Source organism: Parahaliea mediterranea, from assembly GCF_017255185.1.
Classification (GTDB): domain Bacteria; phylum Pseudomonadota; class Gammaproteobacteria; order Pseudomonadales; family Halieaceae; genus JAFKCZ01.
The window spans coordinates 66,381-89,082 of record NZ_JAFKCZ010000016.1 but is presented as its reverse complement, the minus strand read 5'-3'; the positions used below and the strand labels follow the sequence as shown (position 1 = coordinate 89,082).

25 protein-coding genes and 1 tRNA gene are annotated in these 22,702 nt (G+C 66.8%); 17 read left to right on the top strand and 9 right to left on the bottom strand.

Annotated elements, in window-relative coordinates:
* Positions 1 to 15 precede the first annotated feature (15 nt).
* Together JYP50_RS18595 and JYP50_RS18590 are read left to right on the top strand one after the other, a co-directional pair.
* Positions 16 to 873, top strand: coding sequence for an SDR family NAD(P)-dependent oxidoreductase (locus JYP50_RS18595; protein WP_206562061.1), 858 nt, complete (start codon positions 16 to 18; stop codon positions 871 to 873).
* Between the two features lie 39 nt (positions 874 to 912).
* Positions 913 to 2,346 carry a dynamin family protein gene (locus JYP50_RS18590; RefSeq protein ID WP_206562060.1) on the top strand — a complete coding sequence of 478 codons (1,434 nt, stop codon included), beginning with the start codon at positions 913 to 915 and terminating at the stop codon, positions 2,344 to 2,346.
* A 37-nt stretch (positions 2,347 to 2,383) separates the two neighbouring features.
* On the opposite strand, the gene JYP50_RS18585 is transcribed toward JYP50_RS18590, so the two are convergent.
* The 3 genes from JYP50_RS18585 to JYP50_RS18575 form a co-directional block, all read right to left on the bottom strand.
* Positions 2,384 to 2,818, bottom strand: coding sequence for an SRPBCC family protein (locus JYP50_RS18585; protein WP_206562085.1), 435 nt, complete (start codon positions 2,816 to 2,818; stop codon positions 2,384 to 2,386).
* A gap of 41 nt (positions 2,819 to 2,859) precedes the next feature.
* Entirely contained in the window at positions 2,860 to 3,222 is a 363-nt protein-coding gene (locus JYP50_RS18580) for a cupin domain-containing protein (RefSeq protein WP_206562059.1), read from the bottom strand.
* A 63-nt stretch (positions 3,223 to 3,285) separates the two neighbouring features.
* Positions 3,286 to 3,359, bottom strand: a tRNA-Gly gene (locus JYP50_RS18575).
* 181 nt (positions 3,360 to 3,540) lie between these two features.
* Between JYP50_RS18575 and JYP50_RS18570 the strand changes: the two genes are divergently transcribed.
* Positions 3,541 to 4,047, top strand: coding sequence for a thermonuclease family protein (locus tag JYP50_RS18570; RefSeq protein WP_206562058.1), 507 nt, complete (start codon positions 3,541 to 3,543; stop codon positions 4,045 to 4,047).
* 38 nt (positions 4,048 to 4,085) lie between these two features.
* Here the strand turns inward: JYP50_RS18570 and JYP50_RS18565 are convergent, their stop codons facing one another.
* Both JYP50_RS18565 and JYP50_RS18560 read right to left on the bottom strand, forming a co-directional pair.
* Positions 4,086 to 4,553 (bottom strand): nuclear transport factor 2 family protein, encoded by a 468-nt coding sequence (locus tag JYP50_RS18565; protein WP_206562057.1) that lies wholly within the window; start codon positions 4,551 to 4,553, stop codon positions 4,086 to 4,088.
* Between the two features lie 123 nt (positions 4,554 to 4,676).
* On the bottom strand, positions 4,677 to 6,563 hold the full coding sequence (locus tag JYP50_RS18560; protein WP_206562056.1) for a propionyl-CoA synthetase: 1,887 nt from the start codon (positions 6,561 to 6,563) through the stop codon (positions 4,677 to 4,679).
* A 201-nt stretch (positions 6,564 to 6,764) separates the two neighbouring features.
* On the opposite strand from JYP50_RS18560, the gene JYP50_RS18555 reads away from it, so the two are divergent.
* From JYP50_RS18555 to JYP50_RS18520, 8 genes are all read left to right on the top strand, one after another.
* Positions 6,765 to 7,190, top strand: coding sequence for an Hsp20/alpha crystallin family protein (locus JYP50_RS18555; RefSeq protein ID WP_206562055.1), 426 nt, complete (start codon positions 6,765 to 6,767; stop codon positions 7,188 to 7,190).
* A 92-nt stretch (positions 7,191 to 7,282) separates the two neighbouring features.
* Positions 7,283 to 7,657 (top strand): bacteriohemerythrin, encoded by a 375-nt coding sequence (locus JYP50_RS18550; protein WP_206562054.1) that lies wholly within the window; start codon positions 7,283 to 7,285, stop codon positions 7,655 to 7,657.
* A gap of 135 nt (positions 7,658 to 7,792) precedes the next feature.
* Positions 7,793 to 8,515, top strand: a complete 723-nt coding sequence (locus JYP50_RS18545) for a PDZ domain-containing protein (protein WP_206562053.1) — start codon at positions 7,793 to 7,795, stop codon at positions 8,513 to 8,515.
* Positions 8,516 to 8,626: 111 nt separating this feature from the next.
* The gene (locus JYP50_RS18540) at positions 8,627 to 9,097 is read left to right on the top strand and encodes a YbjN domain-containing protein (RefSeq protein WP_206562052.1); all 471 of its coding nucleotides are present in this window, start codon (positions 8,627 to 8,629) and stop codon (positions 9,095 to 9,097) included.
* Positions 9,098 to 9,153: 56 nt separating this feature from the next.
* On the top strand, positions 9,154 to 9,657 hold the full coding sequence (locus JYP50_RS18535) for a retropepsin-like aspartic protease family protein (protein ID WP_241263304.1): 504 nt from the start codon (positions 9,154 to 9,156) through the stop codon (positions 9,655 to 9,657).
* 145 nt (positions 9,658 to 9,802) lie between these two features.
* Complete coding sequence (locus JYP50_RS18530; protein WP_206562051.1) at positions 9,803 to 10,693, top strand: lipid kinase; 891 nt, start codon at positions 9,803 to 9,805, stop codon at positions 10,691 to 10,693.
* Complete coding sequence (locus JYP50_RS18525) at positions 10,690 to 11,157, top strand: hypothetical protein (RefSeq protein WP_206562050.1); 468 nt, start codon at positions 10,690 to 10,692, stop codon at positions 11,155 to 11,157. Before JYP50_RS18530 ends, JYP50_RS18525 begins: the two co-directional genes overlap by 4 nt.
* On the top strand, positions 11,157 to 11,579 hold the full coding sequence (locus tag JYP50_RS18520; protein ID WP_206562049.1) for a YqaA family protein: 423 nt from the start codon (positions 11,157 to 11,159) through the stop codon (positions 11,577 to 11,579). The genes JYP50_RS18525 and JYP50_RS18520 overlap by 1 nt, the downstream gene beginning before the upstream one ends.
* A 7-nt stretch (positions 11,580 to 11,586) precedes the next feature.
* Here the strand turns inward: JYP50_RS18520 and JYP50_RS18515 are convergent, their stop codons facing one another.
* Both JYP50_RS18515 and JYP50_RS18510 read right to left on the bottom strand, forming a co-directional pair.
* Entirely contained in the window at positions 11,587 to 12,468 is an 882-nt protein-coding gene (locus tag JYP50_RS18515; RefSeq protein WP_206562048.1) for a carbon-nitrogen hydrolase, read from the bottom strand.
* Positions 12,465 to 13,535 (bottom strand): agmatine deiminase family protein, encoded by a 1,071-nt coding sequence (locus JYP50_RS18510; protein WP_241263303.1) that lies wholly within the window; start codon positions 13,533 to 13,535, stop codon positions 12,465 to 12,467. Before JYP50_RS18510 ends, JYP50_RS18515 begins: the two co-directional genes overlap by 4 nt.
* 247 nt (positions 13,536 to 13,782) lie before the next feature.
* On the opposite strand from JYP50_RS18510, the gene JYP50_RS18505 reads away from it, so the two are divergent.
* The 3 genes from JYP50_RS18505 to exaC are packed head-to-tail and all read left to right on the top strand — an operon-like array spanning position 13,783 to position 18,577.
* Complete coding sequence (locus JYP50_RS18505) at positions 13,783 to 15,012, top strand: ATP-grasp domain-containing protein (protein ID WP_206562047.1); 1,230 nt, start codon at positions 13,783 to 13,785, stop codon at positions 15,010 to 15,012.
* Positions 15,005 to 17,002, top strand: coding sequence for a hypothetical protein (locus JYP50_RS18500; protein ID WP_206562046.1), 1,998 nt, complete (start codon positions 15,005 to 15,007; stop codon positions 17,000 to 17,002). The genes JYP50_RS18505 and JYP50_RS18500 overlap by 8 nt, the downstream gene beginning before the upstream one ends.
* Positions 17,003 to 17,056: 54 nt before the next feature.
* Positions 17,057 to 18,577, top strand: a complete 1,521-nt coding sequence (gene exaC, locus JYP50_RS18495; protein WP_206562045.1) for an acetaldehyde dehydrogenase ExaC — start codon at positions 17,057 to 17,059, stop codon at positions 18,575 to 18,577.
* Positions 18,578 to 18,592: 15 nt separating this feature from the next.
* Here the strand turns inward: exaC and JYP50_RS18490 are convergent, their stop codons facing one another.
* Positions 18,593 to 19,486: a fructose bisphosphate aldolase gene (locus JYP50_RS18490; protein WP_347136849.1), complete on the bottom strand. Its 894-nt coding sequence runs from the start codon at positions 19,484 to 19,486 to the stop codon at positions 18,593 to 18,595.
* Positions 19,487 to 19,786: 300 nt separating this feature from the next.
* Between JYP50_RS18490 and JYP50_RS18485 the strand changes: the two genes are divergently transcribed.
* On the top strand, positions 19,787 to 20,608 hold the full coding sequence (locus JYP50_RS18485) for an AraC family transcriptional regulator (RefSeq protein ID WP_206562044.1): 822 nt from the start codon (positions 19,787 to 19,789) through the stop codon (positions 20,606 to 20,608).
* Here the strand turns inward: JYP50_RS18485 and JYP50_RS18480 are convergent.
* Positions 20,605 to 21,195: a LysE family translocator gene (locus tag JYP50_RS18480; RefSeq protein WP_206562043.1), complete on the bottom strand. Its 591-nt coding sequence runs from the start codon at positions 21,193 to 21,195 to the stop codon at positions 20,605 to 20,607. The two genes, JYP50_RS18485 and JYP50_RS18480, sit on opposite strands and share 4 nt — an antisense overlap.
* Positions 21,196 to 21,418: 223 nt before the next feature.
* On the opposite strand from JYP50_RS18480, the gene JYP50_RS18475 reads away from it, so the two are divergent.
* Positions 21,419 to 22,216, top strand: coding sequence for a VOC family protein (locus JYP50_RS18475; protein WP_206562042.1), 798 nt, complete (start codon positions 21,419 to 21,421; stop codon positions 22,214 to 22,216).
* A gap of 20 nt (positions 22,217 to 22,236) precedes the next feature.
* A complete protein-coding gene (locus JYP50_RS18470; RefSeq protein ID WP_206562041.1) occupies positions 22,237 to 22,692 on the top strand; it encodes a VOC family protein in 456 nt (151 codons plus the stop codon).
* Positions 22,693 to 22,702 lie beyond the last annotated feature (10 nt).

Here is a 22,702-nt window from a genome sequence, read left to right as displayed (position 1 = left end):
AACGGGAAAACAACCATGCCTGAAAACAGCAAACGCTTCGAATTCACCGACGCCGTGGTCTGGATCACCGGCGCCTCTTCCGGCATCGGCGCCGCGCTGGCCCGGGAAATGGGTCGCCGCGGCGCCCGCCTGGTATTGTCGGCGCGCCGCGAAAGCCAACTGCAGGCGGTGCGCGGGCAATGCGTCGACGCCGGCGTGGAGGACGCGGCGATCCTGGTACTGCCGCTGGATGTCGAGCGGCACGAGCTCATGCCGGCGGCGGTGACGCAGGTGCTGGAGCGTTTCGGGCGTATCGACCTGCTGGTCAACAACGCCGGCCTGTCGCAGCGCTCACTGTGTATCGATACCGATCTGGCGGTTTATAAAAAACTGATCGACGTCGACTTGCTGGGCCAGATCGCCCTGACCAAGGCGGTGCTGCCGACCATGGTGGCGCAGGGCAGCGGCACCCTCGCGGTCACGTCCAGTGTCGCCGGCAAGGTCGGCGCGCCCCTGCGCACCGGCTACTGCGCGGTCAAGCACGGCGTGATGGGCTTTTTCGACGCCCTGCGGGTGGAAATCGCCCATCTGGGTCTTAACGTCACCACCATCGTCCCGGGCTCCATCCGCACCGCGGTGGCCCACAATGCCCTGGCCGGTGACGGCACCGCCTTCAATCGGCCCGACGAGGCCATCGAGGAGGGCATGGACGTCGACGACTGCGCCCGCGTGATCGCCGACGGTTTCGCCGGCGGCGTGGAGGAAATCGCGGTGGGCGAGGGCCCCGAGATGCAGCTGCTGGACATGAAGCGCCAGGACCCGACCGCCACATTCCGCCTGCTGGAAACCATGGCCGCGGATTTGATCCAGCGCAAGCCGCCACCCATGCCCTGACATCATGCCCCGCGCCGACGGGATGAAAGGAGGTTCACTGTGACGGGCAATACCACCCAGGAACGCATCAAACGCCTGGAAACCCACCTCAAGCGGGAGAACCCGGTACTGGCGGGCTGCGTGCAGAGCTTCCAGCGCCTCGACAGGATCGCGCGCAAACTGGGCTTGATGGGCAGCGAGGACTCCTATGCCACCCAGGTGTCCTGGTGGCCGGTCATTTCAGTACTGGGTACTTTTTCCGCGGGTAAATCCACCTTCATGAACCAGTATGTGGGCCAGGACCTGCAGCGCACCGGCAACCAGGCGGTGGACGACAAGTTTACCGTGATCTGCTACGGCACCGGCGCCGCCAGCACCGCCCTGCCGGGCCTCGCCCTGGACAGCGACCCCCGCTTCCCCTTCTACCAGATCAGCCGCGACATCGAACGGGTCGCCGAGGGCGAGGGCCGGCGGGTGGACTCCTACCTGCAACTCAAGACCGTGCAGGCGGAGTCCCTGCGGGGCAAGATCTTCATCGATTCCCCGGGCTTCGACGCCGACCAGCAGCGCACCTCCACCCTGCTCATCACCGACCACATCATCGACCTGTCCGACCTGGTTCTGGTGTTCTTCGACGCCCGCCACCCCGAACCCGGCGCCATGGCCGACACCCTCAAGCACCTGGTGGCGGACACGGTACGGCGCCCCGACGCCACCAAGTTCCTCTACGTACTCAACCAGATCGACAACACCGCCCGCGAGGACAACCCGGAGGAGGTGGTTGCCGCCTGGCAGCGCGCGCTGGCCCAGCACGGCCTGACCGCCGGGCGCTTCTATCGCATCTACGCCCGCAATTCGGGCACCACCATCGACAACGAGCAGGTCCGCGAGCGGCTCGAACGCAAGCGCGACGAGGATTTGGACGACATCGAGGCGCGCATCCACCAGGTGGAAGTGGAGCGCGCCTACCGGGTGGTGGGCGTGCTGGAAAAAACCGCCCGCCACCTGCGCGACGTGCAGGTGCCGCGCCTGAGCGAGGCCCGGCGACAGTGGCGCCGGCGCACCGCCTGGCTCAGCGCGCCGGTGTTCTCGGCGCTGATCGGGCTCTTTCTGTGGTGGAGCATCAGCGGCGGGCACTGGGACGGCCTGTACCTGACACCCTTCGCCGAGCTGACGGTGCCCTTGCAGATTGCCCTGGTCGCCACCGTGGGCCTTGCCGCCTGGCTGCTGCACGGAAAACTGCGCGCCATCGCCGGCAACAGCGTACTGCGCGGCCTGCAGAAGGACGAAACCCTGGCGCGCGACCAGGCGCCGCTGGTGCGCGCCTTCGGCTGGAACCTGCGCGCCTGGTGGGACTCCTCCGCCAGCACGACGCCCCGGGGCTGGGGCCGCTGGCGGCGGCGACAGCTGGACAGTGTGCTCGGGGAGGCCGACGGTTTCGTGCAGGCCCTGAACGACCAGTACGCGCGCCCCTCGGGCGGGGAGGCGGAGTAGTCGCTATTGCTCCAGCAGGGTGTCTTGCAACAGCCTGCTAGCGCTTGAGCGCCTCGATGGCTATGGCGTCGAGCATGCCGTCGTAGGTACCCTGCATCACGTCGATCATGTCCTGTGGGTCTACCCCCTCCACGGACACGCCGCTGAACGCGGCCTCCCAACGCGCCAGCGTGCCGCCGGCGCCGTTGTCAGACAGGCTGGCCGCCACGCGGTAGTCGCGCATGACGTTCATGCCGCCTTCCAGCACCGCGTACTCGACGCAGTGGCGCTGCGCATCCCTGGCCAGCAGTTTTTCCTCCACCGGGGCGTCCATGCCGGGCATGAAGATGCGCCGCACCTGGCCGACACCCTCGCCCACCGCCTCCACGCGCTCGGCGCCCCCGAACCAGTCGAGGTTGGCGAAGTCCGACACCACCGCCCAGACCTTGTCCAGGGGCGCTTCCAGGGTTTTCTCAACAGTAAAGGTATGGATGACTCAATCCTCCTCGATAGGTGGCCCGCGGCCACGGGGTTTTATTCTGCCGGTGTAAAGGCCGCGAACACCACCAGGGCGCTGTCGCCGGTGCTTTCCGCCCAGTGTTCCTCGCCGCGGGGAATCAGCACCACGTCACCGGGGCCGATGGGCACCACGCGCTCGCCGAAATGGATCGCGCCGCGCCCCTCGAGCACATGCACCAGCAGCTCCTGTTCGCGGTGCGCGTGGGGCTGCTCGCGGCCCGCCAGGCGCAGGTACCAGGCGCTGATATCGCCATTGCGGTAGAGGGCGATGCGGGCGCTCTCCTGCCCCAGCTGCGTCTCGGACCACAGCGGGGCCTGCCGGCCCTCGGGGGTGACCAGCGAGGCGGCCCGGCCCGGGGCGGCGAACAACGCCAGCAACAGGGCAAGGGTCCAGGCGGCGAATAGCCTGGGGGGAAAGGCTGGGGAAAGTTTAAGGAAAAGTGGAGCGGGTAAGGGGAATCGAACCCCTCTCTCAAGCTTGGGAAGCTTGGGTAATACCACTATACGATACCCGCGCTGCAATCGATGTGGATGCCAGGGCGCCATATTTACCACAAGGACGCGCCCAGCAAAAGCCTTATGTGCTCGGCGCGCGTTGCACGGGGCGCGTTGCACGGCGCCCGCTGCACGGCGCCCCGTTGTACGGCCGTCAAAATGCGCGCCCCGCCCCCGTGGTCTAATCTGACGGGAGGCCCAATGCGTATCTTCTTCATGAGCCATCGAGTCATCGCCTGCATTCTGGCGCTTGCCGCCGGCCCCCTCGCCGCCCTGCACACCCCCCAGGCGGACGCCCGCGAGATATCGAGTTACGCCCGCGTGAACGACGATGGCACGCTGAAGATCGATGGCTACACCATCCGCCTCTCCGGCATCCACATCCCCGACACCGAGCGCACCTGCCAGACCTACCGCGTGCCGCCGGTCTGCGGCCCGCGGGCGGCGCTGGCGCTGAAGTTCAAAATCGATGGCTTCGTGCGCTGTGAAATCCTCTCGCGCAACGCCGACCGCAGCCTCAACGGCTGGTGCCGGGTGGGCGCCGGACATTTCGACGAGGGGGAGGACCTGGCCGCCTACCTGCTCAGGCAGGGCTGGGCGGTGGCACTGCCGGACGCGTCGGTGGAATACCAGACCCTGGAGAAAATCGCGCGCTCCCGCGGCGTCGGCGTCTGGGGCTACCCGGTGGACCGGATCGTGCGGCCCTGAGCCGCGCCGACCGCGACAACGGTGGGCACAAAGGACATTCATCCCGGCCGCGGCGGTTCGTAGAGCAGGTGGGCGGAGCAGTCACCGACAAAATCCACATGCATGGCGCGCTCGCGGAACACCCAGGCACCGTCGCGCCGCTGGAAGCGATCGCTGTAGCGCCCGGTGATGATCGGCTGCAGGGGCAGGCTCTCGGTGGCCTGCAGCACCGTAAAAGTGGAGCGCGCGATGGCCTCCTCTCCCGCCACTTCGACCAGTACGTTGGTGGTGATATGGCGGGTGCGGGGCGTACCGGTTTCCGGGTAGATGCGACAGCTGGCGCGGTACATGTCCAGCACCGCCCGATAGCCCTCCACCCGGCTGTCGTGGGCCGGCGCGGTGATCGCGCCGTGGCGGAACAGTTCGGCCACACCCTCCAGATCGCCGGCGTCGATCCGCTCGGCGTAGCGGTAGATCAAATTTTCTATGGCCCGGTAGTCGTCCACGCTGGCACCCCACTGCGACACGATGTGGGCACCACGGTAGCCTGCCGCGAGCTCCCTGCCCAGTCACCCGGCCGGGATGGGCTCGACTGAAGTCACGGGTCGTACAAATAATTGCGCCGCGGCAAGCGGAGTGCCGCGCGCCTGTTACCCCGCCGCGCGCTCGGCCAGCAGCCGCGCCAGTTCCGGCAGGCTGGCGGGATCGTCGATGGTGGAGGGTACGGCATAGTCCTCGCCATCGGCGATCTGGCGCAGCACCTTGCGCAGGATTTTCCCGGAGCGGGTCTTGGGCAGGCGCGGCACCACCAGCACCTCCTTGAAACTGGCGACCGCACCGATTTCCTGCCGCACCCGCGCCACCAGCTCGTCCCGCAGCTGCTTCGGGTCGATATCGGCGTCATCCCGCAACAGGATCAGGCCGAGGGGTTTCTGGCCCTTGAGCGCGCAGTGCACGCCGATCACCGCGCACTCCGCCACCGCCGGGTGGCCGGCCAGCACCTCCTCCATCTCGCCGGTGGACAGGCGGTGCCCGGCGACGTTGATGACATCGTCGGTGCGGCCCATGATGAAGACATAACCGTCCTCGTCGCGGTAGCCGCCATCGCCGCTGACATAGTAGCCGGCATAGGTGGACAGGTAGCCGTCGCGAAAGCGGGGGAAATTACCCCAGACCGTGGGCAGGCAACCGGGCGGCAGGGGCAGCTTGATGGCCACGCTGCCCTGCTCCCCCGGCCCCAGGGACTCGCCGCGGCCGTCGAGAATCCGCACGTCGAAACCGGGCGCGGGCACGGTGGCGGAACCGGCCTTGGTGGGCATCGGCTCGATACCCATGGGATTGCCGCAGATGGCCCAGCCGGTTTCGGTCTGCCACCAGTGGTCCACCACCGGCACCCCCAGCAGGTCCCTGGCCCAGTGATAGGTGGGCGGATCGAGCCGCTCGCCGGCCATGAACAGGGTCTTGAGGCAGGACAGGTCGTAATCGGCGAGACACCGCCCCTCCGGGTCCTCCTTGCGGATGGCGCGAAAGGCGGTGGGCGCCGCGAACAGGGCCTTGACCCGGTATTCGCTCACCACCCGCCAGAAGGCGCCAGCGTCGGGCGTGCGCACCGGTTTGCCCTCGTACAGCACGGTGGACAGGCCCGCGATCAGCGGCGCGTACACGATGTAGGAGTGCCCCACCACCCAGCCGACATCCGAGGCGGCCCAGAACACCTCCCCCGGGTTCATGTCGTAGATGGCCTTCATGCTGTAGTGCATCGCCACCGCGTGACCGCCGTTGTCGCGCACCACGCCCTTGGGCCGGCCGGTGGTGCCAGAGGTGTAGAGGATATACAGGGGATCGGTGGCGAGTACCGGCGTGCAGGGCGCGGGTTCCGCGTCCCGCGTCAACGCCGACCAATCGAAATCCCGCCCCGCCTGAAGGTCGGCCATCGCCTGGGGACGCTGCAACACAACCGTGTGCGCCGGCTTGTGGGCAGCGGCGTCAATCGCGGCGTCGAGCAGGGGCTTGTAGGGAATGACCCGGTCCACCTCGATGCCACAGGACGCCGACACCACCACCACCGGCTGGGCGTCGTCGATACGCACCGCCAGCTCGTGGGCGGCGAAGCCCCCGAACACCACCGAGTGAATGGCCCCCAGCCGCGCGCAGGCGAGCATCGCCACGACGGCCTCGGGCACCATCGGCATGTAGATCAGCACCCGGTCGCCCTTGTTCACGCCGAGGGCGGCCAGTGCGCCGGCAAAGCGCGCCACCTCGCGCTGCAAATCCGCGTAGGTGATTGCCCGCTTGGCGCCGGCGACCGGCGAGTCATAGTAGACCGCCACCTGCCCGCCCCGCCCCTGCGCCACATGGTGATCGAGGGCCAGGTGGCAGGTGTTCAGCTCGCCGTCGACAAACCAGCGGTCCACGCCGTTGTCGTCCCGGCCGAGTACGGTTTGCGGCGGCGTAAACCAGTCCAGCGCGGCGGCCTGCTCCGCCCAGAAAGCCGCGGGCTCCTCGATGGAACGGCGATAGTCATCCCGATAAGCCATGCTGTTAACCTCCGGCGTTTTTACGCGATCCGGACACTGTAACCCCGGGCGACGGGTGTTGCCATCCGACCAAGGTCGACACTTTCGGCAGCCCGGGCTTGACCCAGGTCAAACAGCGTTGCGGGAGGGATTGAATCCGGCACCAAAGACATTATTTATAGTGGTAGGCAGAGGTCATCAACCCAACCCTGGAGGTGCGACATGTCTCTGATACCACGCGATAGCCTGTTCGACATCGACCGTTTCTTCAACGATTTCTGGGCGCCCGCCAACCGCGAGCAGAACGTCGGCAGCTTTTTCTCGCCCCGGGTCGACATCCGCGAGAAAGGCAAGCACTACGAGATCACCGCGGAATTGCCGGGGGTCGACAAGAAGGACATCAAGGTGAGCGTCAACAATGGCCTGCTCACCATCGAGGCGGAGCTGAACCAGGAAGACAAGGAGGAAAAAGAGGGCCGGGTCATTCGCCAGGAGCGGCGCTACGGGCGCTTCCTGCGCAGCTTCAACCTCGGCGGCGATGTTCACCAGGAGGACATCAAGGCCAGCTTCAAGGACGGCGTACTGACCCTGGAGGCGCCCAAGGCGGAGGAAAAGGCGCCGCAGCAACGACATATCGAAGTCAAGTAGGCACCTTGATCGAGGTCAATGCATCCCCGGCCTGTTGCTGACAGGCTGGGGACTGTCCCCACTGCAACGCGACCCGGTCGCGGAGGACGGCTTTGTCCACGATCCCCAAGACCAGCGATATCCTCTGGCAGGACACCCAGCACCGGGCCCTGTTCGAAACACTCGACATGATGGCGCGGCCCGGGGCCGGCCGCGAGGTACTGCAGCGCCTGCAGGACTATGTCAACACCCATTTCGCCCTGGAGGAGGAGTACATGCGCGCGCTCGGCTATCCCGGGCTGGAGGAGCATATCCGCGCCCACCGCCGCTTCCAGCGGGAGGTGGACAGCCTGTTCCACAGCCACGGCCCCGACGCCCCCGATTTCCTGCCCGCCGCGTCCACCTTCCTCACCGAGTGGTTCCTGCGCCATGTCATGGGCATCGACAAGGAGCTCGAGGCCTTTATTCTCGAGTCCGGCATTAAATAGGGTCGAACCCTTGGATAGCATGCGCGCGATCCACTAGCTTGCGCTCACTTAAAGCCGGTCTACACTCCATAGACGCCCCGCCACGGGGCATTCCCTCCGCGGCTGTATCTGGTATCTGTTCACAAGGAGCAGAGCATGAATAAGCGCTATCAGTGGTTGTTACCCGTAGTCCTGGTTGCCGCCGCCGGGCTCGCCCGGGCCGGTGACGCGAGTGATCGCGAGGCGATCGCCCGCGGCTGGGTCGAGGCCGCCCACGCCGGCAAGGCCCCGTTCGCCGCCTATGTCGAGAAACACATGGCCAGCGACGGTTCCTGGAGCCCCGACCGCTATGTTGGCCTCGGCTTCTACCTGGACCCCCAAAACGATGAACAGGTGGTGGTTGCCGGAGTCATACCGGGCACCCCGGCCTCGGAGGTGCTGCGCGCGGGAGACGTGTTCGTTTCCGTGGCGGGTGTGCCGGCCACCGACGACAACCGGGAGCGCTTGAACTTCCGCGGCAAACCCGGCGAACCGGTGCCCGCGGTGATCAAGCGCGACGGCAAGGAAATACCCATCGAGGTGCGCCGCGGCGTCATCGACCGCAAGAGCAGCAAGGCCGACGTGCTGGAGAACATTGCCTTCGGCGATGCCGACGAGTGGCCGGTCGACGAGGGCAGGATCGTCGAGGTCATCGGCGATGGCCGGGTGGTCTACGTGGTCGACGAGTTCACTGAAACCGAGGATGACACCGGCATCACCTACGTCAACCGGACCGTGACGCGCTTTGAGTTCAACGACGACAACCAGATCACCGGCGGCTGGAACATGGACGAAGACCGCTTCGTGCTGGAACAGCTGGGTTATACCATTTCCCGCTGAACGATCCCGGATGCCCCGGGGCGCGAAAAGCCCCGGGTTTGCCGATCCGGTGTGACAGCGGGAGGGGCGCTGTCGTAGAATCGCAGCACGATTCACCGACCCCATTACGCTATGCCCTCCATCGAAAAACCCGATCGCCCCCTGCTCGAACGCTGGCTGAAGGAAACCCGCGTCGACTTCGAGCTCTGCGGCCAGTGCGAGGGCCTGCACGTGCGCGCCCTGCAGGCCCTTGACGGGGTGGTGGACAGCCGCATCATGCTGGAGCACTACGGCCTGGTGTTCTCCACCGGCCTGGAAGTGCGCCCCATGGCCCTGCTGCCCCTGTCCGCCGACCTCACCCGGCTGAACATGGACTTCCCCACCCTCAAGATATTCCTGGACGTGGTGGACGACGCCACCCCGCAACTGGTTATCGCCGGCTTCCTGCCCACCAGCGCGGGCCTCACCCGGGACCAGTTTACCGCCTTCGTGGTGATGACCATGGAGGGCACCCGGCAGCTGGCGGAAGAATGCCTGCGGCTGGATTACCTGTTCCCCGAGGGCGACCCGGGCCGGGCCGGGCCGACAACGGCCCTGCACTGAGCGCGCAGGCGCCCTCCCCCAAGCCCTTGGATAGCGAGTCACACCAGCACAAACGCATGGGCCTGGTAATGCAGGCCCTGGCCTGGGTCGTATTCATGGCGCTGGTGGGCGCCTGGATATCGGGCCGCCTCGAGCGGCAATACAACCCCAACCAGCGCGTCGATACCCACTATCTGGACGATGGCGCGCGCGAGGTGGTGCTCAAGCGCAGCCGCAGCGGACACTACCTGACCGCCGGCGCCATCAACGGCCACCCGGTGGTGTTCATGCTCGATACCGGCGCCACCGGCATTGCGGTCCCGCAGGACCTGGCCCGCGCCCTCGACCTGGAGCCCGGGCGTCAATTGACCACCCGCACCGCCAACGGCCTGGCCACCGCCTACGCCACCCGCCTGGACCGGGTGAGCGTGGGCGACATCGCCCTCGACAACGTGCCCGCCACCATAACCCCCGGGCTGGCGATGGAAGAGGTGCTGCTGGGCATGTCCTTCCTCAAGCACATCGAGTTTACCCAGCGCGGCGACACGCTTATTCTGCGGCAGTACCCGGAACCCGGTTGAGACCGGCGCCCGGGCACGACGGGGCGCACGGAGATTTGACTTGGCACGGCGATAGGGCCGATAGTTTCCACAGCTGGCTCGCGGCCACAGCCGCGACGAGCAACAAACAAGCCCACCCGCCACTGCGCAACAGAGGCAGCACCCATTGAGCCACAAGCGCGCACTGTTGATCGTCAACCCCAACAGCCGGTCCGCGGACAGCGCCGACATGGAGAAGGGCATTGCCCGGCTGGAAGCGGCCGGGCTGACGGTGAACTGCGTCGAATCCGACAACCCCGCGCAGAGCATCCACGCCATTGAGGCCCAGCAGACCACCACCGACATGGTGATCCTGGCGGGCGGCGACGGCACCCTGCACAGCACCGTCGACGTCCTCCACCGCTGCCAGCTGCCCCTGGCGGTGCTGCCCCTGGGCACCGGCAACGACTTCGCCCGATCACTGGGTATTCCACTTGAACTGGAGCCGGCCTTCGAGGTGATCGCCGGGGGGCACAGCCGCCTGGTCGATCTGGGGCGGGTCAACGGCAAGCTGTTCCTCAACGCGGCCAGCGTGGGCCTGGGGGTACAGGTCAGTCGCTCGCTCACCGCCGAGGTCAAGCGCGACCTCGGCGTATTGAGCTACCTCAAGGCCCTGCTCGAATCGCTCTCGCGCAGCAAGTCCTTTCGCGTATCGCTGGATGTCGACGGCCGGCATTTCCGCCTGCGTTCGATCCAGCTCGCGGTCGGCAACGGCCGTTTTTACGGCGGCGGCAATGTCATTCACGAAGAAGCCGCGATCGACGAAGGCCTGCTGCACCTATACAGTATCGAGCCGCAGGGCTTCTGGCAGTTGCTGTTGCTGGCGCCCCTGTGGCGCAACGGCAGGCACCGTCAGTCGGCCAACACCTTCACCGTGTCCGGCCGGCGCTTCAGCATTCGCACCTCGCCGAGCCTGGAAATGTACACCGACGGCGAGCCCGCCACCCACACACCGGCGGAGATGGAAGTGCTGCCTGAGGCGCTGGAAGTGATCGCCCCACGGGAGACCGAGATATGAGCATACTGCGCGACGACCGTTCCGTAGCGCGCCAGGAAGTGCTGGAGAGCGGCTGGTCCTGCGTGGATCACCTGGATGAACTCGCCACCAGCATCGACAACCCGGCGCTGGAGCGGCCCCTGGCCGCCCTCGCCACCGCCAAGCGCGACCTGCTCGAGGAGCTGGCGGCGGCGGTGCGCCGCGCCGGGGAATTGCCGGTACTGCCGGACCGCGACCGCGAGACCCTGGAGGAATTTGTCGACCGGGTGAGCGGCTGGCTGGTGGACGGGGGCAGCCCGCGCGCGCTGCTGCGCCCGCGCCTGGAGGCGGAACAGCGTCTCGCGGAGCTGATTGACCGACACCTGGGGAAGCAATCGTTCACCTCCGCCGAGCGGGATATCCTCGAACGCCTGCGCAACCAGTCCGGCGACGCCCGCGAGACCCTCGGCGCGCTGGTCGAGGCACCTGACAACAGCGAGGATTGATGGCGACCTACCTGGGGCTGTTCGCCAGCGCCTTCCTGGCCGCCACCCTGGTGCCGGCCTGGTCGGAAGTGGTGTTCGCCGCCCTGCTGCGGGCCGGCCACGACCCCCTGGCGCTGTGGGCCTGGGCCACCGCCGGCAACACCCTCGGCTCCGCGGTCAACTGGGTGCTGGGACGCTACCTGCTGCACTTCCAGGACCGCCGCTGGTTTCCCTTTCGCCGGGATAAGCTCGGGGCCTCCCAACGCTGGTTCCAGCGCTACGGGGTGTGGTCCCTGCTGTTCGCCTGGCTGCCGGTGGGCGGCGACGCCCTGACCTTCATCGCCGGCATGATGCGGGTCCGTTTCAGCGTCTTCCTGGCCCTGACCTGCGCGGGCAAGGGCGCCCGCTACGCCATCCTGCTGGCCCTGCTGGAGCTGGTGTAGCGGCCCTTCAGCGGCGGTAAAGGCGTGTCAGGTCGCCGTAGTGGTCGATGCGGCGATCTCGCAGGTAGGGCCATATCCGGCGCACCGATTCGCCCCGGGCGAGATCGACCTCGACGGCCTGGAAAGTCTCCGAGTGATCATCGGCCTGCCACAGAATCTCGCCCTGGGGCCCGGCGACAAAGCTGGAACCCCAGAATTGCGCCCCGGCACCGCCCGCCGGGTCCGGTTCGTGGCCGATGCGGTTGACGCTGATCACCGGCAGGCCGTTGGCCACCGCGTGGGAGCGCTGGATGGTGATCCAGGCGTCCCGCTGGCGCGCCTGCTCGGCGCTGTCGTCATTGGGGTCCCAGCCAATGGCCGTGGGGTAGATCAACAGCTCCGCCCCGGCCATCGCCATCAGGCGGGCGCCCTCGGGAAACCACTGGTCCCAGCACACCAGCACGCCGAGACGCCCCACCGAGGTCTGGATCGGCTCGAAGCCGAGGTCGCCGGGGGCGAAGTAGAATTTCTCGTAATAGCCCGGGTCGTCCGGAATGTGCATCTTGCGATAGATGCCGGCGATACTGCCGTCGGTTTCCAGGACCACCGCGGTATTGTGGTACAGGCCCGCCGCCCGGCGCTCGAACAGCGAGGTCACCAGCACCACGCCGAGCTCCCGGGCCACCGCGCCGAGGGCCTCGGTGGACGGCCCGGGAATGGACTCGGCCAGGTCGAACACCGCGGTGTCCTCCTGCTGGCAGAAATAGCGGCTGCGGTGCAGTTCCTGCAACACCACCAGGCGGGCGCCCCGCGCCGCGGTGGCGCGGATGCCGTCAATGCTGCGCTGCAGGTTGGCCGCGGGGTCATCCCCGCAGGCCTGCTGCACGATGCCGACACTCAGCTTGCTCATGGTTGTTCACTCCCGCCCGAGGGCTGGCCCGCGGCCAGTACCCCCCTGGGCAATTGCATGGTAATACAGTGCAGGCTACCGTGCTGGCGAATCAGCGGCCGGCAATCCAGCCCCTGAATGCGCCGGCCGGGGAAGGCGCGGCTCACCTGTTTCAGCGCCTCGGCATCCCGCGGATCGTCGTAGGTGGGCACCAGCACCAGGTCGTTGAACACCAGGAAGTTGGCGTAGGTGGCCGGCAAGCGGTGGCCGTCGTCGGGGTCGTGCTGGGCCATTGGCCAGGGCAGTGGCAGCAGGCGGTAGGGGCGCCCGTCGGCATCGCGCAAACCGCGCAGCTCCTCCGCCATCGCCGACAACTCCGCGTAATGGCTATCCGCGCTGTCGTCGCAGTCCTGGTACAGGATGATGTTGTCGGGGCACAGCCGCGCCAGGGTATCGACATGGCTGTCGGTGTCGTCCCCTTCCAGCGCGCCGTGCCGCAGCCAGTTGACATGGCGCAGCCCCAGCGCGGCGCCCAGCGCCGCCTCGACGGCGGACCGGTCCAACCGCGGATTGCGGTTGCGGTTGAGCAGGCAGCGCTCGGTGGTCAACAGCGTGCCGCGACCATCGCTCTCGATGGCGCCGCCCTCCAGCACCAGCGAGACAGATTCCAGCTCAGCGCCCGGATAGGCGCCCAGCTGGTGCAGCCGGGCGGTAATCGCGTTGTCGTGCTCCGCCGGGTACTTGCCGCCCCAGCCGTTGAAGCAAAAATCCAGCAGGCGGGGACCGTCCTGGCCCAGCACCGTGATCGGCCCGTGATCCCGCGCCCAGACATCATTGCTGGCCGCCGGGTAGCAGCGGATGCGCGCCGTGGGCAGCCGCAGGTCGGCAAAGCGCCGTCGCAACCCGTCCACACTCGCCGGCGGCGCCGCGATTACCACCGCCCCGGCGGTCACCAGGCGCGCGACCAGCTGTTCGTACAAATCGACCACCGCGGGCAGGTTGCCGCCCCACTCCATGTCGGCATGGGGCCAGGTCAATTGCACCGCGTCCTGGGCTTCCCATTCCGCGGGCCAGCGTCGTTCTGTCATCAAAGAATTCCCGATTAGCGCGATTTACGCAGCGGCAATGTAGCACAGTCGGCGGCCACGGCGCCCGGCGATTTGCCGGGCGGCTCACGGCCACCGATTTGCGTATCCAGACCCACTGCGAGAGACTGTAGGGCCCGTGCGCAATGCAGGGGTGGTAACTCCCGCTATGCGCCGGTAACACATCACTGGAGCCAGCGTCCTGCCGACATGCCTTCAGGCTCGCTGGCGCAATGAGCAGGAGGCGAGTATGGCAAACAGCAAGGGCAACAAAGGCTACGTGGCACTGTTGGGCTGGGTACTCAACGCCATCGACGCAGTGGACCGCATGGAAGACCGCCGCTACGTGGTGGTGGCCCCGGAGTGGGCCCGGGAATACGCCGAAAGCAACAACATCCCCTTCATTTCCTGGGATTTCGAGCGCATCAACGACCGCTCGGTGGAGCTGGCCGAACGCCTGAAGGAGGAGGGCGTGGACGTGGCCATCCCCCTATTTGAGGAGACCGTGGAGTGGGCCGGCGCCATCAACTCGGTGCTGCTGGACAACCCCCGCCTGCTCGGCCAGTCGCTGCTGTTCCGCGACAAGGCGCTGATGAAGCGCCGCGCGCAGCTGGGCGGCATCCGCGTGGGCATCTTCGAGGAAGCCCACGACAAAAGCGACGTCATCCGCTTTCTCAAGCGGGTCAACCAGGCCCTGCTGAAGCTGGACGGCGACCCCAACGACCCGATCCACCTCAAGGCCTTCGACAAGGCCGGCTGCCTGGGCCACCGGGTGATCCGCACCCCCGACGAGGTCGACAGCATCCCCGACGAGGAATTTCCCTCGCTCATGGAGAGCCACCTGGACGGCTGGGAGTTCGCGGTGGAGGCCTGGATTCACGACGGCAAGATCCGCTTCCTCAACATCAGCGAATACGTCACCCTGGGGTACTCGGTGTTCGTGCCCGCCTCCCCGGAGCTGGAAAAGTGGCGCCCGCGCATCACCGAGGAGATCGAGAAACTGATCGATACCTTCGACATTTCCTTCGGTCTCATCCACCCGGAGTACTTCGTGACCAGCGACGGCAAAATGTACTTCGGCGAAGTGGCCTACCGCCCGCCGGGCTTCAAAGTGTTCGAGCTGCTGGAGCGCGCCTACGGCTTCAATGCCTACCAGGCGACCGTGCTGTGCTTCGACCCGCACACCACCGAAGAGGAAATTACCGACTTCTTCCCCAAGGAGGTAGTGGACGCCACCGGCCACGCGGGCTGCTTCGGCGTGTACCCCCGCCGCCGGGTGGTCAGCGAGCTGGTGATTCCCGAGGAGACCGAACAGGACCCCTTCTTCGAATACCACGAGCTGCAGGCGCCGCTGGAAAACAAGGTCACCAAGCGCACCGCCTTCGGCACCCACTGGGGCCTGGTGTACTTCTTCGGCGACGACCCCTATCGTATGCGGGAATTGCTCAAGCACCAGGAGAGTCTGGACTTCTATGTCTGAAGAAACTGGCAGCCGACAGGCTGCGGCGCCGGTGGATTCGCTGGAGCGCTCCATTGAATCCGCCGTGCAGCGCCTGGAACGGGCGCGCCCCTTTGCCAAGCCGGGCATGGCGCCCTCGGTGCTGGAACTGGCCCGGCGCCTGCTGCTGGCGCCGGATGGCATCGCGCGCCTCTACCGTCTGGCGCCCAGGCTGGACGCCGCGGGCATTTTCCACGGCAGCGACTGGCAGCACCCGGAAACCCTGCTCGCCGGCCTGGTGGCCAATACCTTCGAGCAGGGCGACCGGCAGTCGGTCACCATCGAGTGCATCAGCCTGCTGCGGGCACTGGCCGTGGCCAACGGCGAGCACATCTGCCCGGGCTACTCCCCGGAGCAGGCCCGGCATTTCCTGACCCAGGTCATGGCGCACAACCTGAACCGGGTATTCGCCGGCAGCGCCAGCGAGGTCCTGCGCCTTCGGCAGAGTGAACTGACCCCGGTGGTCGATCAACTGTTCGCGTTCCTGGTCGAGCACATCGGCTACGAGGACATCCTCGGCAAACTCTGCGACGAGATCTGGCGCATACTCGGGCAGCGGCCGTTACAAGTGCAGAACGTCAAGGCCATGATCACCCAGATCGCCCTCACCCTGACTCGCAGCGAGGGCCTGATCGGCGACGCCCGCCTGGGAGCGGACCGGCTGATCTCCGCCCTGTTCGGCCCCACCCAGGGTTGCATCGACGACCCGGGCCTGCCCGCCTACCGCGAGCGCCTGGAGGCGATGGATTTCAACGCCCTGCAACAGGAGGCCGGCGGTTTCGCCCGGGCCATGCACGACGTGGGGCTGGTGTCGGACTACCACGCCAGCTTCCTGCGCTGGCTGCTGAATGTGGGCCGCCAGGAACTGGTCGCGGACGCCCTGGGCCTGAGCAGTACCGGCCGCGACTGCCTGCAGTGCTATTCCGAGCTCAGCTACCGCCTGATCACCGAGGCGATCCACACCGAGACCGCCCAGGCCGTCTACGGCCTGGCCATGTTGCTGGAGCGCGGCATCCTGTACATGCCCGCGATCGCCCCGGGGCTGTGGCGGCAGATCGCCCTGCCCCTGTCCGGCCAGGCCGCCAATACCCTGGCGGTGGTGTTCGGCACCGCCCACCCCCCGGGGGTCTACCTGCTGGCCGCGGTGATCGCGGTATTGGGCCAGCCGCTGGGCGTCGGCCAGGGCAACAATCCCACCTGCCAGTCGGCCCGGGCGATTTCCATGTGGGCCTACAGCGACCCGGATTACCTGCTGCAGATGATCGCCCAGGTCGCCCGCTTCGACAGTTTGCTGATGCACTTCGAGGGCCAGGCGATCAATTCCGGCACCCTGGCGGCAGGCCTGGGGCTCAGCGTGCCGATCGACAACGACCCGGTGTCCACCCTGCTGGTGCCGCACCTGGACCGCATCTACCACGAAATGGGCCAGCGCTGCGCCGGCCGCGGCGAAGACCCCCACTGCTGGATCAACCCCGAATTCCACGGCTGGTGGGTGGGCCGCGAGTTCGCCATCGCGGTGGATGTGGGCAGCGGCCAGCTCAAGGACTACGACCGCTTCCTGCGCCACTTCTTCGCCAGCTACCACCCGCTCTACAACGGCAACCAGCCGATGATCCACCCGCAGCCGGCGGGGCTGGCGATGACCGACAGCCTGGGTCGCTTCGTGGGCTGGCACGCCATCTCGCTGATGCGGGTGGCGCTGGACCAGGCGGGCACCATGCGGGTGTATTTCTACAACCCCAACAACGACAGCGGCCAGGACTGGGGCCAGGAGGTGACGGTGTCCACCCAGGGCAACGGCGAGCGCTTCGGCGAGTCCTCCCTGCCCTTTCCCCAGTTGGCCTCGCGGCTGTACATCTTTCACGACGAGCCGCTGTCGGTGCCGCCGCTGGACGCGGTACCCGAGCCGGAAGTGGCCGCCGCGCGGGAGCTGGCACTGGCGAGCTGGGCGCGAGACCGCCTGCCCGGCTGAGGGTCTATACTCAGGATCGGCTTCTCACTCATTCCAATAAAGGCGGAGCGGATCATGATCTACAGCAACCCCAACACCGACGGCGCCGTGGTCAATTTCAAGCCGCGCTACGACAACTTTATCGGCGGCGACTGGGTGCCCCCGGCGGACGGCCGCTATTTCGACAATATCTCGCCGGTCAACGGCGCGGTATTCTGCCAGGTGCCGCGCTCCTCGGCGGCGGATATCGACAAGGCCCTGGACGCCGCTCACGCCGCGGCCCCGGCCTGGGGTAAAACCCCGGTGGCGGAGCGCTCGCGCGCGCTGCTACGGGTGGCCGACCGCATCGAGGCCAACCTCGAACAACTGGCGGTGGCCGAAACCTGGGACAACGGCAAGGCGGTGCGCGAAACCCTGGCGGCGGACATCCCGCTGGCGGCGGACCACTTCCGCTACTTCGCCGGCTGCATCCGCGCCCAGGAGGGCAGCATCGGCGAGGTGGACGAGCACACCGTGGCCTACCACTTCCACGAACCCCTGGGGGTGGTGGGCCAGATCATCCCCTGGAACTTCCCCATCCTGATGGCGGCCTGGAAGCTGGCGCCGGCGCTCGCCGCGGGCAACTGCGTGGTGCTCAAGCCCGCCGAACAGACCCCGGCGACCATCCTGCTGCTGATGGAACTGATCGGCGACCTGTTCCCCGCCGGGGTGCTTAACGTTGTCAACGGCTACGGCGGGGAAGCCGGCCAGGCCCTGGCCAGCAGCCAGCGCATCGCCAAGATCGCCTTCACCGGCTCCACGCCGGTGGGTTCGCACATCCTGCGCTGCGCCGCCCAGAATATCATTCCCTCCACCGTGGAGCTGGGCGGCAAGTCCCCCAACATTTACTTCGCGGACATTCTCGACCAGGAAGACGCCTTCGTCAGCAAGTGCGTGGAAGGGGCGGTGCTGGCCTTCTTCAACCAGGGCGAGGTCTGCACCTGCCCGTCGCGGCTGCTGGTACAGGAATCCATCTACGAGGACTTCATCGGCCGGGTAATGGAGCGCGCACAACAGATCCAGCGTGGCAACCCGCTGGACACCGACACCATGGTCGGCGCCCAGGCCTCCCAGGAGCAGTTCGAGAAGATCATCAATTACATCGAGATCGGCAAGCAGGAGGGCGCCACCGTGCTGATGGGCGGCGAGGCGGAAAAGGTCGCCGGCGGCTACGAGGGCGGCTTCTACATCCAGCCCACCCTGCTCAAGGGCATGAACAAGATGCGCGTGTTCCAGGAGGAAATCTTTGGCCCGGTAGTGTCCACCGCCACTTTCAGCGACGAGGCGGAGGCGCTGGCCATCGCCAACGACACCGACTTCGGCCTGGGCGCCGGCGTGTGGACCCGGGACATGAACCTGTCCTACCGCATGGGCCGCGGCATCCAGGCCGGACGGGTGTGGACCAACTGCTATCACCAGTACCCCGCCCACGCGGCCTTCGGCGGCTACAAGAAATCCGGGGTCGGCCGTGAAACCCACAAGGTGGCGCTGGAACACTACCAGCAGACCAAGAACCTGCTGGTGAGCTACGACGTCAACCCGCTGGGCTTTTTCTGAGGCAGACCCCCGGCCTCAGGTCAGGGAGGCCTCGTAAATACTCTGGATGGAAGCATCCAGCAGGGCGCTGAACTCGGCCTCGGACTGGTGCACGGACAGCCCCTCGGTCAGCGCCCGGGAGAAACTCGCCACCACACCGGGCTGCCGCCGCAAACGGGCGTTGGCCTCGTCGCGGCTGTAGCCGCCGCTCAGCGCCACCACGCGCAGCACCCGCGGGTGCGCCACGCACTCTGTGTGCAGGCCTTCCTCCTCTGGCAGGGTCAGCTTGAGCATGACATGGATACTGTCATCCAGGTCATCGAGCGCCGCCAGCAGACAGCGCTTGAGCTGGCCTTCCGCCGCCGCCTTGTGCGGGCAGTGGATATCCACCTCCGGCTCAATGATGGGCACCAGGCCGGCAGCGGCAATCTCGCGCGCGATGGCGAATTGCTGGTCGACAACGGCCTGGATACCCTCGGCATTGGCCTCGCGGATGAACGAGCGCATCTTGGTGCCGAACACACCGGCGTCCCTGGCCCGCGCGAGCAGCTCGCCCAGGCCGGGCATGGGCTTCATCAACTGTACGCCCTGCTCGACCTCCGCCAGGCCCTTGTCGACCTTGAGGAAGGGCACCACGCGCTTCACCGCCCACAGGTAGTGCGCGGTGCCCTGCCCGGCCATCTGGCGCTCCATGGTGTCCTCGAACAGGATGGCGCCGAGGATGCGGTCGCCGTCGAAGGCCGGCGCCGTCATGATGCGGGTGCGCATGGCGTGGACCAGGTCGAACATCTGCGCGTCGCTGCTCCAGGCGCCCTCGTCGATGCCGTAGAGGCGCAGGGCCTTGGGCGTGCTGCCGCCGCTCTGGTCGAGGGCGGCGATAAAGCCACTGGCATCGCGCATTTTCTCAAACTGTTTCTCAAACCGTGTCACTGGGGACTCGCTCCACTGATCAAAGTGTGAATGTCGGCAGGTTCTCACGCAAATCTTAGACCAAGCAGGCAGACACGCCAGCTCCTGGGGGCACCTGTATTACACGACACCGGAAAATTCTTCACCGCTGTCGAATCGCCCCCTTGCGGGACGACCAGGTGGTAAATTCCCCAGACAAGGAGAACAACATGCCCTATATCGATGGTTTCGTCGCCGCGGACCACTGGCATCCGAAGTGCTTGATTTCAAACGCCCGTCGGTCAATATGGGTGCCTCCCAAGACAATCGGAAATGCCCGCCATGGCCGATGCCAACAAGCCACTGTTCTGGCGAGACCCGAGAATGCCCCACGTCGAGCTGCGCAAGGTCGAGGACGGGCGCAAGGTCTGCTACGCCCCCCACAGCCATACCCACTGGTCACTGGGGGCCATCACCGGCGGCGTGAGCACCTTCCGCTACCGCGATGACAACTACCGCGTTGCCGAGGGCGCCCTGGTGTTGATGAACCCGCAGTGGGTACACGCCTGCAACCCGATCGACGACACCCCATGGTCCTACCTCATGCTGTACGTCGAGACCGGGTGGCTGACCCGGCTGCGCCACGAGGCAGGACTACTGGCGGCGCCGCGCTGGGAGGACATCCCGGCCGCCACCATCAACGACGCGCACTGGTATTCGGGCTATTGCCAACTCGCCGCGGTGCTGCTGGACCCTGACCGGGATTTGCTGGACAAACAGTCCGAGGTGGTCGAGTACCTGTCCGGCTTTATGGCCGCCGTGGCGGGCCCGGCGCCGGAGCCGGTGACGCCGCCTCCCGCCGCCCTGCGCGAGGTGGCCGCCTACCTCGATGACAACGCCAGCGAAGCGGTGTCCCTGGACACCCTGTGCCAGCGTTCAGGCTACAGCGCCGGGCGGTTGATCCGCGGTTTCAAGCAGCACTTCGGCCTCACCCCCCACGCCTACCTGGTCAATCGCCGCATCCAGCGCGGACAGCGCGCGTTGAAGGCCGGCAAACCCATCGCCGAGGCTGCCCTGGACGCCGGTTTCAGCGATCAGCCGCACTTCCAGCGCACCTTCAAACGGCTGGTCGCGGCGACGCCGGCCCAGTACCGCGACGCCTAGCCCGCAATCAGGTACAGGCAACTGGCGGCCAGCAGCGTCGCCAGAACCCGGTTGACCGCCACCAACACCGCTGGCCGCTGGACATACCGGCGCAGCCAAGCGCCGGCGCACAGCCAGCTGGCCAGCGACAGCCAGCAAATGGGCAGATACAGCGCCGCGAACACCAGGGCCTGCGACAACTGACCGCCGGTATAGGCGCCGACACCGGCCACGATCGCCAGCCAGGCTTTCGGGTTCAACCATTGCATTGCGACGCCGAGCAGGAAACCCGGGGCGCCCCCGCCCGCGTCCCCGGCCAGCCGTCCGTCGGCCAGGGCCAGTTGCAGGCTCAGGTAGAGCAGGAATGCGACACCCGACCAGCGCAGCACCCCCTCAAACGCGGGCAGCAACATCAGCAGATTGTGCAGACCCAGGCATAACGCCAGCATCAGGGCGATAAAGCCCAGTGTCGCGCCGGTGACAAAACCCAGGCCCTGCGCCGCGGGAAAACGCGTACCGCTGCTGAGGCACACCAGGTTTACCGGACCGGGCGAAATAGAAGCGGCAAGCGCGAAAACGGCCATCGGCCACAGTGCGGACAGGGTCATTGCGAGTTTCCATCGACGGGTATGGGCCCAGCTTGCGCGATACCCGATGTGGCGTATTGAACAAAATTGCCAAAAAAAATTGCCTGCCTGTCGAATCAGCCGGCAAGCCCGCGACTATCCTGTACTAACCGCCGCGGAACGCAGACGGCTTTGCAGCGCCCAGGGAGCGCGCTGTTGACGCCGATGACCAGCCCGCCCCATCAATAAACAGTGGAGACCCACCATGGCCAACAAACACGGCGAATTTATCTGGTATGAGCTACTGACCGAGGACGCCGATGCGGCCGCCGCTTTCTACAGCGAACTGCTCGGCTGGCAGGTCGAAGACAGCGGCATGCCCGGCATGGATTACCGGCTGCTGCGGATGCGCGATGGCGACAGCGGCGAAGTACACGAGGTCGGCGGCATGATGCCCCTGAGTGCGGAGATGAAGGACGGCGGCGCCCGGCCGGCCTGGCTCGGCTACATCGCCGTGGACAACGTGGACGAATGCCTCCAGCGCCTGGTCGAGGCCGGCGGCACCGTACTGATGCCCCCCCTTGATATCCCCGAGGTCGGCCGTATCGCCCTGCTCGGCGACCCCCAGGGCGCCCCCTTTTACATCATGCGCGGCGTCGGCGACGCCACCAGCCTGGCCTTCGCCTTCGACCGGCCCCGCGCCGGCCACTGTGCCTGGAACGAACTGGTCACCCCCGAACCCGCGGCGGCCTGGTCTTTCTACGGCACGGAGTTCGGCTGGACCAAGGATGGCGAGATTCCCCTGGGTGAGCTCGGCAGCTACGAGTTCATTCGCCACAACGGCGTCATAGGCGCCCTCATGCCCAAACCGGAGGAGGTTCCGGTACCACTGTGGAACTACTACTTCCGCGTGCCCGACATCGACGTCGCCATCGAGCGGATACGCGCCGGCGGCGGCCAGGTACTCAACGGTCCCGACGAAATCCCCGGCGGCGAGTTTGCCCTGCAGGGCCTCGACCCCCAGGGCGCGGTCTTTGCGCTGGTCGGTGCCAGGCAAAGCTGAGCCCGCAAGGAGGCCGGGCCGTGTTTACCCTCAAACGACTCGATCACCTGGTACTGCGCGTCATCGACGTCGAGGCCATGAAGCGCTTCTACATCGAGGTTTTGGGTTGCACAGTGGAACGGGAGCAGGCCGACATCGGCCTCTACCAGCTGCGCGCCGGCGAGGCCCTGATCGACCTGGTGCCGGTGGACGGCAAACTGGGGCGGGCGGGGGGCGCCGCCCCGGGCATTGAAGGGCGCAATCTCGACCATTTCTGTCTCGGCGTTGAGCCCGCTGGCGACGGCCCTTTCGACGCCGGAGCCTTGCGCGACTGGCTGGCCGCGCGCGGGGTCGACCCGGGCCCGGTCGAGACCCGCTACGGCGCCGGCGGGGAGGGGCCGTCGATCTACCTGAACGACCCCGAGGGCAACGTGGTGGAACTCAAGGGGCCAGCGGGAGACGCATCCCGGTCACCGCCGCCCAACCCCCGCCGGTAGCACTCCATGT